Origin of the sequence: Streptacidiphilus sp. MAP12-33, assembly GCF_041261265.1 — a bacterium.
GTDB lineage: Bacteria > Actinomycetota > Actinomycetes > Streptomycetales > Streptomycetaceae > Streptacidiphilus.
Window position 1 is genome coordinate 344,966 of record NZ_JBGCCA010000002.1, and the last position, 14,829, is coordinate 359,794.

General features: G+C 69.8%; 12 protein-coding genes. 2 read left to right on the forward strand and 10 right to left on the reverse strand.

All coding sequences use genetic code 11. The annotated features are described in order from the left end of the window. Positions 1 to 8: 8 nt before the first annotated feature. The 10 genes from ABH931_RS04360 to ABH931_RS04405 form a co-directional block, all read right to left on the reverse strand. Complete coding sequence (locus tag ABH931_RS04360) at positions 9 to 1,121, reverse strand: glycosyltransferase (protein ID WP_370110021.1); 1,113 nt, start codon at positions 1,119 to 1,121, stop codon at positions 9 to 11. Positions 1,122 to 1,217: 96 nt separating this feature from the next. Further along, positions 1,218 to 2,420: a rod shape-determining protein RodA gene (gene rodA, locus ABH931_RS04365; RefSeq protein ID WP_370110023.1), complete on the reverse strand. Its 1,203-nt coding sequence runs from the start codon at positions 2,418 to 2,420 to the stop codon at positions 1,218 to 1,220. Further along, positions 2,408 to 4,621 (reverse strand): penicillin-binding protein 2, encoded by a 2,214-nt coding sequence (gene mrdA / locus ABH931_RS04370; protein ID WP_370110025.1) that lies wholly within the window; start codon positions 4,619 to 4,621, stop codon positions 2,408 to 2,410. The genes rodA and mrdA overlap by 13 nt, the downstream gene beginning before the upstream one ends. Before the next feature lie 26 nt (positions 4,622 to 4,647). After that, positions 4,648 to 5,364 (reverse strand): rod shape-determining protein MreD, encoded by a 717-nt coding sequence (mreD, locus tag ABH931_RS04375; protein WP_370110027.1) that lies wholly within the window; start codon positions 5,362 to 5,364, stop codon positions 4,648 to 4,650. Positions 5,365 to 5,368: 4 nt separating this feature from the next. Continuing rightward, entirely contained in the window at positions 5,369 to 6,307 is a 939-nt protein-coding gene (mreC, locus tag ABH931_RS04380; protein WP_370110029.1) for a rod shape-determining protein MreC, read from the reverse strand. Between the two features lie 69 nt (positions 6,308 to 6,376). Next, the gene (locus ABH931_RS04385) at positions 6,377 to 7,402 is read right to left on the reverse strand and encodes a rod shape-determining protein (RefSeq protein ID WP_370110062.1); all 1,026 of its coding nucleotides are present in this window, start codon (positions 7,400 to 7,402) and stop codon (positions 6,377 to 6,379) included. A gap of 289 nt (positions 7,403 to 7,691) precedes the next feature. Next, positions 7,692 to 8,114 carry a nucleoside-diphosphate kinase gene (gene ndk / locus ABH931_RS04390; protein WP_370110031.1) on the reverse strand — a complete coding sequence of 141 codons (423 nt, stop codon included), beginning with the start codon at positions 8,112 to 8,114 and terminating at the stop codon, positions 7,692 to 7,694. 109 nt (positions 8,115 to 8,223) lie between these two features. Continuing rightward, positions 8,224 to 8,574: a DUF4233 domain-containing protein gene (locus ABH931_RS04395; protein ID WP_370110033.1), complete on the reverse strand. Its 351-nt coding sequence runs from the start codon at positions 8,572 to 8,574 to the stop codon at positions 8,224 to 8,226. Positions 8,575 to 8,706: 132 nt separating this feature from the next. Continuing rightward, entirely contained in the window at positions 8,707 to 10,080 is a 1,374-nt protein-coding gene (locus tag ABH931_RS04400) for a folylpolyglutamate synthase/dihydrofolate synthase family protein (protein ID WP_370110063.1), read from the reverse strand. 139 nt (positions 10,081 to 10,219) lie between these two features. Continuing rightward, on the reverse strand, positions 10,220 to 12,847 hold the full coding sequence (locus tag ABH931_RS04405; RefSeq protein ID WP_370110065.1) for a valine--tRNA ligase: 2,628 nt from the start codon (positions 12,845 to 12,847) through the stop codon (positions 10,220 to 10,222). Between the two features lie 160 nt (positions 12,848 to 13,007). Between ABH931_RS04405 and ABH931_RS04410 the strand changes: the two genes are divergently transcribed. Together ABH931_RS04410 and ABH931_RS04415 are read left to right on the forward strand one after the other, a co-directional pair. Further along, entirely contained in the window at positions 13,008 to 13,817 is an 810-nt protein-coding gene (locus ABH931_RS04410; RefSeq protein ID WP_370110035.1) for a hypothetical protein, read from the forward strand. Between the two features lie 97 nt (positions 13,818 to 13,914). Continuing rightward, positions 13,915 to 14,688 (forward strand): peptidylprolyl isomerase, encoded by a 774-nt coding sequence (locus ABH931_RS04415; protein ID WP_370110037.1) that lies wholly within the window; start codon positions 13,915 to 13,917, stop codon positions 14,686 to 14,688. The last annotated feature ends 141 nt before the right edge of the window (positions 14,689 to 14,829 follow it).

Below are 14,829 nucleotides of genomic sequence, written 5' to 3' on the forward strand. Positions count from 1 at the left end.
AAGAGGCGTCAGGTGGCCGACGCCGGGGCGGGAAGTTGACTGACGAACCATCCGATGTTCGCTCGTACCCGTTCGGCCTGCGGATTGCCACGCAACGAGCGGACACCCGCGTTCAGCGCCTCCTCGTGCCGGCCGGAGTTCCCGAGGCACACGGCGAGGAAGTCCCAGGGCGCCCACTCGTAGTCGCGACCCCGGACGAACCCCCCAGCCGGGCGCGCCTGCGCGACACTCGCCGCGTTGAAGAACGGGACCGCGCGCGCCCACTCCCCCCGCTCGTAGGGGATCATCCCGGCCACCATCCAGGCCTCCGGCCGGGTGGGATCGAGCAGGACGGCCCGCACCGCCGACTCCTCCGCCTCCGCGTGACGGCCCGTCGCCTGCAGGCACTCCGCCCTGGACATCAGTGCGAAGTAGCGCTCCCACGCGGGCTGCGACAGCTCCAGCACCTCGGCGTAGGCGGCGGCCGCCTCCTCGTGGCGGCCGTTGTCGCGCAGCTCGTTGGCCCGGTAGTAGAGCGTGCGCGGCGAGCGGTCGCCGGACGCGTAGAGCTTCTCCAGGATCCGCAGGTTGCGGCCCTCGTCCTGGGCCGCCTGCGCCTCGGTGCGGCGGTGCTCGACGACGAGCTCCGGCTCGTCACGAGTCCGCACGGCGGTGATGTCCACGACCTCGTGGATCGCCCCGGCCCAGCGCAGGCCGGCGGCCCGCCGCATGACGCGCTCTCGCAGGGTGGTGAAGGTGGGCGCGCCGGTCTGCTCGTCGAAGGCGCAGTGGTAGGGGGAGATCAGCGCGTCGACGTCGCCGTCGCCGTCGCCGCCCAGGCCCGACAGGATCCGGGAGAAGGCCTCCTGCGCGGCGGGCGGGACCCGGTCGTCCGCGTCGAGCCAGACGATCCACTCGCCCGTACAGGCGTCCAGGCTGGCGTTGCGCGCGGCGGCGAAGTCGTCCGTCCACGGGACGTCGATCACGCGCGCTCCGGCGGCACGGGCGAGCTCCTGGGTGCCGTCGGTACTGCCGGTGTCGGCGACGACGAGCTCGTCACAGAAGGCGGAGGCGTCCGAGAGGACGTCGGCGATCGACTCCGCCTCGTCCTTCACGATCATCGAGAGCGATACACGGGCCATGGGGCCGATTCTGCGCTGCCGCTCGCCCCGCACCACCGAGGGGCGCGGGGAACTGCGCGACAAGCCACCCGGACAGCGGATGACCTGCCGCGCGGGTCACCCCGCCATGCTGCGCTGTATCTTCACCGACTGCAGCAACCCGATCCCGATCCAGATCGCGAACATCGACGACCCGCCGTAGCTGACGAACGGCAGCGGGATGCCGGCCACCGGCATGATGCCGAGCGTCATGCCGATGTTCTCGAAGCCCTGGAAGGCGAACCAGGTCACCACGCCCGCCGCCAGCACCGTGCTGTACAGGTCCGTCGCCTCGCGGGCGATCTTGCATGCGCGCCAGAGGATCACGCCCAGCAGGCCGATGATGACCATGCCGCCGACGAAGCCGAGCTCCTCCCCCGCCACGGTGAAGACGAAGTCGGTCTGCTGCTCGGGGACGAACTGCCCGGTCGTCTGCGTACCGTGGAAGAGGCCCTGGCCGAGCAGGCCGCCGGAGCCGATGGCGATACGGGCCTGCGCGGTGTTGTAGCCGACGCCCGACGGGTCCAGACTCGGGTCGGCGAAGGCCGCGAAGCGGGCGATCTGGTACTGCTTCAGGATATGCAGCTGGACGATCGCGGTCGCGCCGAGGGCGCCGACCGTCGCCAGCCCGGCGAGCCAGCGGCCGGACGCGCCGGAGGCGAGCAGCACGCCGAGAATGATGACGACCATGACCATGGTCGAGCCCAGGTCCGGCATCATCAGCACGATGCCCATGGGCACCGCCGCCAGGCCCAGCGCCTGGAGGATCGAGCGGGCGTTCGGCCGCTGCATCTCGCCCGCGTCCACGCGCGCGGACAGTATCGTCGCGCAGATCAGGATGATGGAGATCTTGCAGAACTCCGAGGGCTGCATGGAGAAGCCGCCGCCCAGCACGATCCACGAGTGTGCGCCGTTGACGGTCGAGCCCAACGGGCTCAGGACCGCGAGCACGCCGAGGATCGACAGGCCGTAGATGAACGGCACGGCCGTCCGCAGCCGGTGATGGCCGAGGACGACCAGCCCCCCGCACAGGCCCACGCCGATGGCGAGGTTGACCAGGTGGCGGATCAGGAAGTACTGCGGGTCGCCGTGGTTGATGTCGACCCGGGAGCGGGTGGCGGACCAGACCAGCAGCGAGCCGATGCCGGAGAGCGCGAGCGCCGCGAGGACCAGTATCCAGTCCATCCGCCGCACGGGGTTGTCGCGCTCCAGCAGCCGCGCCATCCCGTCCCGGCGAGGCCGGTACCGGGGGGCACTCCAGGAGGGGTTCATGCCAGCCATCCGTCGGTCCTCCGCTCCGGGGCGAGGGCGGCGACGTCCAGCGCGGCCAGCAGCGGCGCCTGGTGGTCCGGCGCGGTGGCCTGGGGCGGCACCACGACGGTGTAGTCGACCGGGCTGGTGATGGTGCCGTCCGGGTGGAAGCCCGGCAGGTCGCCGACCGCCGGCGGGTGGATCGCCTTGCTCGGGTCGATGGTGTTGTTGGCCTGGATGCCGTAGAGCGCGTTGTAGATGTTGCGCACGGCCGGACCCGAACCACCGGAACCCGTACCACCCTGGGAGATCGTCATCACGATCGCGTAGTCCTTGGTGTACGTGTCGAACCAGGAGGTGGTCTGCTTGCCGACGACCTCCGCGGTACCGGTCTTGGCGTGCAGCTGGATCTTGTCCTGCGGCCAGCCCTGGAACTTCCAGGCGGCGGTACCGCTGGTGATGACGTTGGCGGTGGCCTGGTCGATGTAGTTGATCATCGCCGGGGTGTCCGGCAGGTGACCCTGGACGACCGGCTTGACCGTCTGGACGTCCTTGCCGCCGGGGCTGACGATCGCCTTGGCCAGCTGCGGCTGGAACAGCGTGCCGCCGTTGGCCAGCGCCGCGTAGACGCGGGCCATCTGGATCGGGGTCACCAGCGTGTCACCCTGGCCGATCGCGTAGTTGACCTCGTCACCGGCGCGCAGCGTGGCGAAGTCGGCGCAGTCCTCGGTCGCGATCGCCTTCAGGTACGGGTCGGACTCCGTCTTGGCCTGCTTGCACCAGATGTCCTTCATGGCGTCGTAGTAGTCGATGTGCCACTGACGGTCCGGGACGCGGCCCTTGACCTCGCCCGGCAGGTCGATGCCGGTGACGGCGCCGAGGCCGAACTGGTGCGCCGTCTTGTACAGCCAGTCCTTCGGGTTCTTCGGCTTGGTGCCGCCGTCGGACAGCCACTGCTGGTAGGCGATGTTGTAGAAGACCGTGTCGCAGGAGACCTCGAGCGCCTTCGACAGGTTGATCGCGCCGAAGTTCTCGCCCTCGAAGTTCTTGAAGACGCGGCCGCCGATGGTCATCGACGAGGTGCAGGGGAAGGTCGAGTCGAAGGTGTAGCCCGCGTTCAGGGCGCCGGTGGTGCTGACGACCTTGAACGTCGAACCCGGGGCGCTCTGACCCTGGATCGCGCGGTTCAGCATCGGGTAGTCGGAGGCGGTGCTGTTCAGCGCCGCGTAGTCCTTGGCCGAGATGCCGCCGGACCAGATGTTCGGGTCGTAGGTGGGCGCGCTGGCCATGGCGATGATCTTGCCGGTGTGCACGTCCATGACCACGACCGCGCCGGAGTCGGCCTTGAAGTTCTCGTGGGTGACGGTGTCGTAGGTCCCGCGCAGGGTGACCAGCGCCTGCTGGAGCTGCTGTTCCGCTATGGCCTGGACGCGGGCGTCGATGCTGGTGACGACCGAGTCGCCGGGGACCGCGGCGTCGCCGCCGGCGGTGCCGATGACCCGGCCGAGGTTGTCCACCTCGAGGTTGCTGGTGCCGTTGGTGCCGCGCAGCGCCTTGTCGTACTGGTACTCGAGACCGGCCCGGCCGACGGTGTCGGAGGGGGCGAGCGAGGACTTGCCGTTGGCGTCCGTGGCGGCGTTGATCTCGTCCTGGGTGACCGGGGAGAGATAACCCAGTATCTGCGCCGCGTTGGCCTTGTCCGGCGCCGGGTAGTCGCGCACGGCGGCCGGGGTGGCGGTGACGCCGGGGAAGTCCTCCTGGCGCTCCATGATCTGCATGGCCTGCTGGGTGGTGGCCGTCTGGGTGACCGGGATCGGCTGGTAGGGCGAGCCGTTCCAGCACGGGGCCGGGGTCTTGGCGTCGCAGAGCCGGACCTTGTCGTGCATCTGCTCGTAGGTCATGCCGAGCACCTGGCCGAGCCGGGTCAGCACGGCGACGCCGCCGTCCTTCTGCCCTATCAACGAGGTACGGGAGACGGAGACGACCAGCTTGGTGGTGTTGGTGGCCAGCGGCACGCCGTTGGCGTCGAGGATCTCGCCGCGCACCGCCGGGACGACGACCGTGCGGATGTGGTTGGACGAGGCCTGCTGCACGTAGGAGGCGCCGGTGCGGATCTGCAGGTACCACAGCCGGCCGCCGAGCGTGCCGAGCAGCGAGAGGACCAGCACCTGGAGCACCAGCAACCGGCCGTTGATTCTCCGGGTGCGGCCCGTCTCCGGGATGTTGCCCACGTCGTTCCCCTCCTGCCTTCAGGCTGTCAGTTCTGGTGCGTCTTGCCGCCGATGCGGCTGAGCACACCGCCGCGGCCGGACTTGCCCGATCCGGAGCCGGAGCCGGGGCCGAAGCCCGGGACGGTGCCGAGACCGGACGCGCCGCCGCTGCGGGTACCTCGGTCGTTGAAGAAGGTGCCGCGACGGTTCAGGCCGATGCGGCGGGGCTTGGGCGCGGGGCCCTGCCCGGCACCGGCGGCCGGGTCGGTGACGGTGCGTCGGGCCAGCGCCATCACCACGGGCACGACGAACGGCGCGAGCAGCACGTCGTAGATGACGGACGAGATCAGCAGCCCGGTCAGGCCCACGTGGCGGGCGGCGGTGTCGCCGACCAGCGCGCCGACGCCCGCGTAGAGCAGCGTCGAGCCGACCGCCGCCGCGGCGACGACCATCAGCGGCGTCATGACCGAGCGCAGGTGGCCTGTCTCGGGCTTCATCAGCCCGGCGACGTAGCCGACGACGCAGAGCACCAGCGCATAGCGGCCCACCGCGTGGTCGGACGGCGGCGCCAGGTCGATGAAGAGGCCGCCGAAGAAACCGATCAGGCAGCCGGTGACGTGCCCGTAGACCAGCGCGAGGCCGATCACGACGAGCAGCAGCAGGTCCGGCACGGCGCCGGGCAGGCCCAGCCGGGCCAGGATTGAGACCTGGACGACCATGGCTCCGACGATGAGCGCCGCGGAGAGCAGGAACCGCTGGATCATGCCGTCACCTCTTCTTCTTGGCGCTGGTCGCCGCGGCGGTCGGCTGGGTCGACGCGGCCGGCGTGTTGGACGGCGCGGGCGCCGGCTTGGGCGGGAGCACCGCGAAGCGCGGGTCCGTCGCCGGCGGCTGCACCACGATGCCGACCAGGTCGAGCTTGGTGAAGCTGACGAACGGCTGCACCAGCACGGTCTTGGTCAGCTCGCCGGGCGTGTTCACGATCGAGGTGATCGTGCCGAACGGGACACCCGGCACGAACGGCTTGTCGTTCTCGGAGCCGAAGGTGACCAGCCGGTCCCCGACCTTGGCGTCGGCGTGGCCGTTGAGCAGCTGCACCCGCATCGGGGCGTCGCCCTCGCCGGTGCCGAAGCCGACCTCGCCGCTGCCCTCGAGCCGCGCGCCGACGGTGAACCGCGGGTCGACGGCGAGCAGCACGGTGGAGGTGGTCGGCGCGACGGTGGTGACCCGGCCGACCAGGCCGTCGCCGTTGACGACGGTCATGTCGCGCTGGACGCCGTCGTTGCTGCCGATGTCGACGGTGATGGTCCAGGAGAAGTTCTGGCTGGACCCTATGGCCACGACCTGCGCGACCTTGATGGTGTACTGGCCCGCCCCGGCGAGGCCCAGCAGCTTGGACAGCTGGCCGTCGCGGGACTTCACCAGGTCGGAGGAGGAGAGCTGCTGGCGCAGCAGCTCGTTCTGCTGCTCCAGCGCGCGGATCCGGTCGGCCTGGTTGCCGGAGTCCCGCAGCGAGTGCAGGCCGTCGGCGACCGGGCTGACCAGGCGGGAGATCCCGCTCTCGACCGGCCCGAAGACCGACGCCGCGGCAGTGCGCGGACCGTTCATCGGCGAGTCGTCACCACCGCGGATGTCCACGGTGATGAGCGCGAAGGCGACCGCCACCAACAGGATCAGCAGGAGCCGGCTCTCTCGTGTGTCCCTCACGATTCTCGGCGGAGCCCTTCAGGATGTGTGGAACGCAGACATCGGACGGGTGACGCAGGTGACGGAGGGTCAGCGACGCGGCTGGGCGTCCAGGACCTGCTGGAGCGCCTCGAACTCCTCGACGCACTTGCCGGAGCCGAGCGCGACGGAGTCCAGCGGGTTCTCGGCGATGTGCACCGGCATCCCGGTCTCGCGGCGCAGCCGCTCGTCCAGACCGCGCAGCAACGCACCGCCACCCGTGAGAACGATGCCGCGGTCCATGATGTCACCGGCGAGTTCCGGCGGGCACTGGTCCAGGGTCGTCTTGACGGCGTCGATGATGGTGTTGACCGGTTCCTCGATCGCCTCGCGCACCTCGGCCGCGGAGATCACGACGGTCTTGGGGAGCCCGCTGACCAGGTCGCGGCCGCGGATCTCGCTGTGCTGCTCGTTGTCCCCGTCGACCGGGTAGGCGGAGCCGATGGTCATCTTGATCGACTCGGCGCTGCGCTCACCGAGGAGGAGCGAGTACTCCTTCTTGATGTGCTGGATGATCGCGTTGTCGAGCTCGTCGCCGGCCACCCGGATGGACTGCGCGGTGACGATGCCGCCGAGGGAGATGACGGCCACCTCGGTGGTGCCACCACCGATGTCGACGACCATGTTGCCGGTCGCCTCGTGCACCGGCAGCCCCGCGCCGATCGCGGCCGCCATCGGCTCCTCGATGATGTGCACCTGGCGCGCGCCGGCCTGCGCGGACGCCTCGATCACGGCACGGCGCTCGACCCCGGTGATGCCGCTGGGCACGCAGACCACGACGCGCGGGCGGGCCAGGTAGCGACGGCGGTGGATCTTCAGGATGAAGTAGCGCAGCATGCGCTCGGTGATCTCGAAGTCGGCGATGACGCCGTCCTTGAGCGGGCGGATGGCCACGATGTTGCCGGGCGTGCGCCCGATCATCTTCTTGGCCTCGGAGCCCACGGCGAGGATCCCGCCGGTGTTGGTGTTGACGGCGACGACCGACGGCTCGTTGAGCACGATCCCTCGGCCCCTGACGTACACCAGCGTGTTGGCGGTGCCGAGGTCGACAGCCATGTCACGGCCGATGAACGACATGTTGTTCGCCATGGGGTGGGGGCCTTCCCGGGCTCGCGGTTGAGGGGGCGACGACGGCGGACGGCAGGCGGAGACGCCGACTCACCGGCCGTCAGCTACTGACCATGTACTGACCCTGAACGACGCTGCCGTCGGGCGGTCACCATGGTAGCGACGGGATCTTTATCGTCATTGTCCGTGCAGACGATCGGATATCCCGCCATTGGGACGCCGTGTGTCGGATGTTCGGTTCTCCACGGCCCGGGCGAGGACCGTGGAATTTCCGTGAATGTGGTGTGGCTGGAGCGTTTCAGGCGTGCGCGGGAAAGAAAATCTTGATCTCGCGCTCGGCGGACTCGACCGAGTCGGAGGCGTGGATCAGGTTCTCGCGGGTGATGGTCGCGAAATCACCGCGAATGGTGCCCGGACCGGCCTCGAGCGGGTTGGTCTTGCCGGCGAGGAGACGAATGCCCTCGATGACGCTCTCGCCCTCGATGATCATCGCCACGGACGGGCCGGAGGACATGAAGCCCATCAGCGGCTCGTAGAACGGCTTGCCCACGTGCTCGGCGTAGTGCTGCTCGAGCGTCGCGGCGTCCAGGGTGCGCAGCTCCATGGCGGCGATGCGCCAGTTCGCCTTGCGCTCGATCCGGGAGACGATCTCGCCGATCAGGCCCCGGGACACGGCGTCGGGCTTCAGCAGGACCAGGGTGCGCTCGGACGACGAGGACATGGGACGACTCCCGGAGTTTCGTGATGTGATGATCGACACGAGACTACCGGAGTGTCGCCTCGTCCTTCGCGGCGGGAGTCCTTTTGGATTCACCCGCACGGAGGCTGTGCTACGCCTGTGCGGCAGCTTCCGGCGCGGCGGCGCGGGCGGCCTTGATCACGTCGATCTTCCGTCCGTAGTGGACGGACGCCCACCACAGACCGGCGAAGATCACGCCGAGCGGGTACATCATCCCGACGATCGTGCCACTCGCGATGAGCGCGATCTGCAGCGCCCATCCGATGGTGACCGCGCCGCGGCGGCTGAGGACGCCGCAGAGCAGCACGCAGAGCAGCATGGCCGCACCCGACACCGACCACAGCGTCGCGGCGGAGACATGCGACAGCCGCATCGCGACGAGCGCGGCGAAGCCGATGACCATGGCTTCGCTGATCAGGGTGGAGGAGCAGAGGGTACGCACGGAGAAGAGTCTAGACGGCCGGTTTCCGGGGGCAGACGCCAGGTTCCAGTACCCCAGGGGCGCGGGGAACTGCGCGAGAACCACCCGGTTCCTCGCGCCCCTGATCGTGCAACTGTGCCGAGACGCGGAGCCTCAGCTCTTGCCCAGGAGGATGCGGGCCTCGCCGATGGTGATGATGGAACCGGTGATCAGGACGCCCGCGCCGCCGAGGTCGCCCTCCTCCTCGGCGAGGGTCACCGCGGCGTCGATCGCGTCGTCGAGGCGGGGCTCGACGTGGACGCGGTCCGCGCCGAAGATCTCGACCGCGAGTTCCGCGAGGCGGTCCACGTCCAGCGCGCGCTGCGTGCTGTTCTGGGTGACCACGATCTCCGCCAGGACCGGCTCCAGCGCCTCCAGGACGCCCTCGACGTCCTTGTCGCCGCTCGGCGAGAAGACGCCGACCAGGCGCGTGAAGCCGAAGGACTCCCCGATCGCGTCCGCGGTCACCCGGGCGCCGCCCGGGTTGTGGGCCGCGTCCAGGACGATGGTCGGGCTGCGCCGGACGACCTCCAGGCGGCCCGGGGAGCTGACACCGGCGAAGGCCGCGCGGACCTTGTCGATGTCCAGCGGCTCCGAGTGGGCGGAGCCCACCCCGAAGAAGGCCTCCACCGCGGCCAGCGCGAGCGACGCGTTCTGCGCCTGGTGGGCACCGTGCAGCGGGAGGAAGATCTCCCCGTACTCGTGCCCGGCGATGCCCCGCAGGGTCACCAGCTGGCCGCCGACCGCGAGATCGCGCCGCAGCACGCCGAACTCCATGCCCTCGCGGGCCACCGTCGCGTCGATCTCGACCGCGCGGCGCAGGATCACCTCGGCGGCGTCCAGCGGCTGCTGCGAGACGACCGCAAGGCCGCCCTTCTTGATGATCCCGGACTTCTCGCCCGCGATCGCGGCGTGCGTGTCGCCGAGGCGGTCCATGTGGTCCAGCGAGATCGGGGTGATCACGGAGACGACCCCGTCGATGACGTTGGTCGCGTCCCAGGTGCCCCCTATGCCGACCTCGACGACGGCGACGTCGACCGGCGCGTCGGCGAAGCAGGCGTACGCCATCGACGTGACGACCTCGAAGAAGGACATCGGGATCGGCTGCTGGGCGTCGACCATCGCCACGTAGGGCTTGATGTCCTCGTAGGTCTGCACGAACAGCTCGGGGCTGATCGGCTCGCCGTCGAGGCTGATGCGCTCGGTGATCGACTCGACGTGCGGGCTGGTGTAGCGGCCGGTGCGCAGCTCGAAGGTGCGCAGCAGCTGCTCGATCATGCGAGCTGTACTGGTCTTCCCGTTGGTGCCGGTGATGTGAATGGACGGGTAGGACCGCTGGGGCTGGCCCAGGATGTCCATCAACGCCTTGATCCGCTCCAGGGAGGGATCAATCTTGGTCTCCGGCCACTTGGCGGCCAGTTCCGCGGCTACCGCGGTCAGCTCAGTGTCGCTCACGGCGCAAGTGTAGGGGCGCTGAGCGGCACCTATGCACTGCCTGCGCTGGGCACCATCAGGGGCGCGAGGAACTGCGCGACAAGCCACCCCGTGTGGTGACTCGCCGAACGAGCAGGGCCATCCGCACCGGGTGGTTGCTCGCGCAGTTCCTCGCGCCCCCAAGGGGGTGCGACTAGCTCTTCGGAAGGCCCGCCAGCTGCGCCGTGAGGCGCTCGATGTCCTCCGTGGCCTTGGCGAGGCGGCCGCGGATCTTGTCGATCGCCGCCGGGGCCGCCTTGGCGAGGAAGGCCTCGTTGCCGAGCTTCGCCGAGGCCTGCGCCAGCTCCTTCTCCGCTGCGGCGAGGTCCTTGCCGAGCCGCTTGCGCTCGGCCTCGACGTCGATCGCGCCGGAGAGGTCCAGCGCCACCGTCGCGCCCGCGATCGGCAGCGTGGCCGTCGCGTGGAAACCCTCGTCCGCCGGGGTGAGGCGGGCCAGCGAGCGAAGCGCTGCCTCGTGGGCGACCAGCGAGGTGCCCTCCAGGGACAGCTGCGCGGCGACCTTCTGACCGGGCTTGAGGCCCTGCTCGGTACGGAAGCGGCGGACCTCGGTGACGACCTGCTGGAGCAGCTCGATCTCCTTCTCGGCCGCAGCGTCCCGGAAGCCGCTGTCGGCCGGCCACTCGGCGACGACGACCGACTCGCCACCGGTCAGCGTCGTCCACAGCGCCTCGGTGACGAACGGCGTGATCGGGTGCAGCAGTCGCAGCGTCACGTCGAGGACCTCACCGAGCACGCGACGGGTGACGTCCGCGGCCGGACCGCCCGCCATCAGCACGGGCTTGGTCAGCTCGACGTACCAGTCGAAGACCTCGTCCCAGGAGAAGTGGAAGAGGGCGTCGGCCAGCTTGGCGAACTGGTAGTCGTCGTAGAGGCCGTCGACCTCCGCGACGGTCGCGTTCAGCCGCGACAGGATCCAGCGGTCCGCCGCGCTCAGCTGCTCGGCAGCGGGGAGCGGCCCGGAGACCGTCGCGCCGTTCATCAGGGCGAAGCGGGTCGCGTTCCAGATCTTGTTGCAGAAGTTGCGCGAGCCCTGGACCCAGTCCTCGCCGATCGGGACGTCCGCGCCGGGGTTGGCGCCCTTGGCGAGGGTGTAGCGGACGGCGTCGGCGCCGTAGGCGTCCATCCAGTCCAGCGGGTCGACCGCGTTCGGGTTGGACTTGGACATCTTCTTGCCGAACTCGTCGCGCACCAGGCCGGTCAGGGCGATGGTGTGGAACGGCGCCTGACCGTCCATCGCGTACAGGCCGAACATCATCATCCGGGCGACCCAGAAGAAGATGATGTCGTGGCCGGTCAGCAGCACGTCGGTCGGGTAGAACTTCTCCAGATCCGGGGTCTGCTCGGGCCAGCCCAGCGTGGAGAAGGGCCACAGGCCGGAGGAGAACCAGGTGTCGAGGACGTCCTCGTCCTGGTGCCAGCCCTCGCCCGTCGGCGGCTGCTCGTCGGGGCCGACGCAGACGACCTCGCCGTCGGGGCCGTACCAGATCGGGATGCGGTGGCCCCACCACAGCTGACGCGAGATGCACCAGTCGTGCATGTTGTCGACCCAGTCGAAGTAGCGGCGCTCCAGCTCCTTCGGGTGGATCTGGACCCGGCCGTCGCGGACCGCGTCGCCGGCCTCCTTGGCCAACGGGGCGACCTTGACCCACCACTGCATCGACAGCCGCGGCTCGACGACCGTGTGGCAGCGCGAGCAGTGGCCGACGGCGTGGACGTACGGGCGCTTCTCCGCGACGATGCGGCCCTGCTCGCGCAGCGCGCCGACGACCGCCGAGCGCGCCTCGAAGCGGTCCAGGCCGAGGAACGGGCCGTGCACGGTGATCACGCCGCGCTCGTCCATGATGGTGAGGTTGGGCAGGTCGTGGCGACGCCCGATCTCGAAGTCGTTCGGGTCGTGGGCCGGGGTCACCTTGACCGCACCGGTGCCGAACTCCGGGTCGACGTGCTGGTCCGCGACGACCGGGATGGTCCGGTCGGTGAGCGGCAGCTTGATCTGACGGCCGATCAGGTGGGCGTAGCGCTCGTCGTCCGGGTGGACGGCCACGGCGGTGTCGCCGAGCATCGTCTCGGCACGCGTGGTGGCCACGACGATGCTGTCGTCGCCCTCGCCGTAGCGGATGGAGATCAGCTCGCCGTCGCGGTCCTCGTGCTCGACCTCGATGTCGGACAGCGCGGTCAGGCAGCGCGGGCACCAGTTGATGATGCGCTCGGCACGGTAGATCAGCCCGTCCTCGAAAAGCTGCTTGAAGATGGTGAGGACGGCCGCGGACAGCCCCTCGTCCATGGTGAAGCGCTCACGGGACCAGTCCACGCCGTCACCGAGGCGCTTCATCTGGCCGAGGATCCGGCCGCCGTACTCCTGCTTCCACTGCCAGGTGCGCTCGACGAAGGCCTCACGGCCGATGTCGTGGCGGGACAGACCCTCCTCGGCGAGCTGCTGCTCGACCTTGTTCTGCGTGGCGATACCTGCGTGGTCCATGCCGGGCAGCCACAGGGCCTCGTAACCCTGCATGCGCTTGCGGCGGACGAGGGCGTCCATCAGCGTGTGCTGGAAGGCGTGGCCCAGGTGCAGCGAGCCGGTGACGTTGGGCGGCGGGATGACGATCGTGTACGGCGGCTTCTCGCTCTTCGCGTCCGCCGTGAAGTAACCGCGCTCTACCCAGCGCTCGTACAGCGGCCCCTCTACCTGAGCCGGCGCGTACTGCGTCGGCAATGTCTCGAGGGCGCTGTCGACCCCGGCGTCGGCGGGGTGCTGGTTCATGTCGGTCACGACGGCAAGTTTAGGGTGCGCACGTCCATGGTCACGAACGCTTTCACCCCGCGCACGCTCCCTGGACGAACAGGGAGGAATCAGGGCGTCCACCGGATGTTCAAAGGAACGCGATGGACACGGACCGGCCACGCTGGTCTGATTATCGACCATGTCGACGAATCCGCCGCCGGGTGGCTACCCCCCGCCCGAGTATCCGTACCAGGGGCAGCCCCAGCAGGGCTACCCGCAGCAGCCCGGTTACGACGTTGGTTACGGCCAGCCCGGCCAGCCCGGCATCCCGCCGCAGCAGGGCGCGCCGATGCCCGGCTACGCCCAGCCCGGCCAGCCCGCGGACCCCGCGGCCTGGGGCTACGCCCCCGTCCCGCCGCAGAAGAAGCGCAGCGTCCTGAAGATCGTGCTGATCTGCCTCGGCGCCTTCGTCCTCGTCGTGGGCGGCCTGATCACCTGGCTGGTGGTCGACCAGACCTCGAAGATGGGCAAGTACAAGCTGAACCCGCCGAGCAGCTTCGACGGGGCTCCGCTGACCACCACCAACAGCCTGGGCAACTCGCTGAGCACGGCCAACCAGAAGATCGCGCAGGACGGCCAGACCCCCGTCACCGCGATCTACGGTCCGGACAGCGGCATGCCCAAGTACGTCAGCTACGGCCTCTACGGCAGCCTCGCACTGCCCTCGGTCCAGCTGGACGCGGCGTTCAACTCCGCCGCCTCGGGCGCGACGATCAGCCAGAAGACCGACGAGGCCACCGGCCCGCTGGGCGGCGCGATGCGCTGCGCCGTGATGACGACGGCCGGCAACACCACGGTCCAGATCCCGATCTGCGCCTGGGCGGACAACAGCACGATGGACATCCTGATGCAGATGCCCGACGCCAGCGGCGCCGCCACCACCGTCGACCTGAGCGCGCTCGCCGAGAAGACCCGCGAGCTGCGTCAGCAGATGGAGGTCAAGAAGTAACGGCACCAGCCGTGCCTCCCACGTGCCCCGTCGTCGAACCGGTCACACTTGTGTGCTGACGGTTAGGCAACGGGGCACGAGTGTGTGGAGGAGCAAGGTGAGCGAGGACCCGGGCGCCGCGCGGCGAGCGCGGATGGAGGCGCTGCGCGCCCAGGAGCAGGCGAAGGCGCGGCAGCGGAAGGTGCTGGGCATCGGGGCCGTGGTGCTGGTCGCACTGCTGGCTCTCGGCGGAATCCTGTGGGCGACGCTGGGCTCGTCGTCGAAGAAGTCGACGACCACCGCCTCGGGCGGGTTCTCCTGCGGGAACGTCGCGGCGGGCGATCCGAGCACCAAGCAGTGGCCGCAGCCGCCCGCCATGAGCATCGACACGAAGGCGACCTACACGGCGACGCTGAAGACGTCCTGCGGGGACATCGGCCTGAAGCTGGACGCCCAGCACGCGCCGAAGACGGTGAACAGCTTCGTCTTCCTGGCACAGCAGGGCTTCTTCGACCACAGCCACTGCCACCGGCTCACCACGGCCGGCATCTACGTGCTGCAGTGCGGCGACCCGACCGCCACGGGCACCGGCGGCCCGGGCTACAAGTTCGACGACGAGTACCTGAACGACCCGGCGATCCAGGGCGGCACCTACCCGGCGGGCACCCTGGCGATGGCCAACTCCGGCCCCAACACCAATGGTTCGCAGTTCTTCCTGGTGTACAAGGCGAGCCAGCTCTCGCCGGCCTACACCCCGTTCGGCACCATCACCTCGGGGCTGGACATCCTCAACCACATCGCCCAGGACGGCAGTGACAACTCCAACGGGCAGGGCGACGGCAAGCCCAACGACACCGTCGTGATCAACTCCGTTCCGGTGACCAAGCAGTAGAGCAAAAGAGGGGGTGGGGGGGGGGGGGCCCGCCCCCCCCCGGGGGGGGGGGGGGGGGGGGGGGGGGCGGGGGGGGCGCGGGGGGGGGCCGCGGGGGGGGGGGCCGGGGCCGGGGGCCGCCGGCGGGGGGGCGGGGGGGTG

Excerpts from the sequence above, each read along its gene's own strand:
- ndk (WP_370110031.1), bottom strand. The coding sequence starts at position 8,114 with ATGTCCTCGTCGTCCGAGCGCACCCTGGTCCTGCTGAAGCCCGACGCC.
- ABH931_RS04410 (WP_370110035.1), top strand. The coding sequence starts at position 13,008 with ATGTCGACGAATCCGCCGCCGGGTGGCTACCCCCCGCCCGAGTATCCG.
- ABH931_RS04405 (WP_370110065.1), bottom strand. The coding sequence starts at position 12,847 with ATGAACCAGCACCCCGCCGACGCCGGGGTCGACAGCGCCCTCGAGACA.
- ABH931_RS04385 (WP_370110062.1), bottom strand. The coding sequence starts at position 7,402 with ATGTCGTTCATCGGCCGTGACATGGCTGTCGACCTCGGCACCGCCAAC.
- rodA (WP_370110023.1), bottom strand. The coding sequence starts at position 2,420 with ATGGCTGGCATGAACCCCTCCTGGAGTGCCCCCCGGTACCGGCCTCGC.
- mreD (WP_370110027.1), bottom strand. The coding sequence starts at position 5,364 with ATGATCCAGCGGTTCCTGCTCTCCGCGGCGCTCATCGTCGGAGCCATG.
- ABH931_RS04360 (WP_370110021.1), bottom strand. The coding sequence starts at position 1,121 with ATGGCCCGTGTATCGCTCTCGATGATCGTGAAGGACGAGGCGGAGTCG.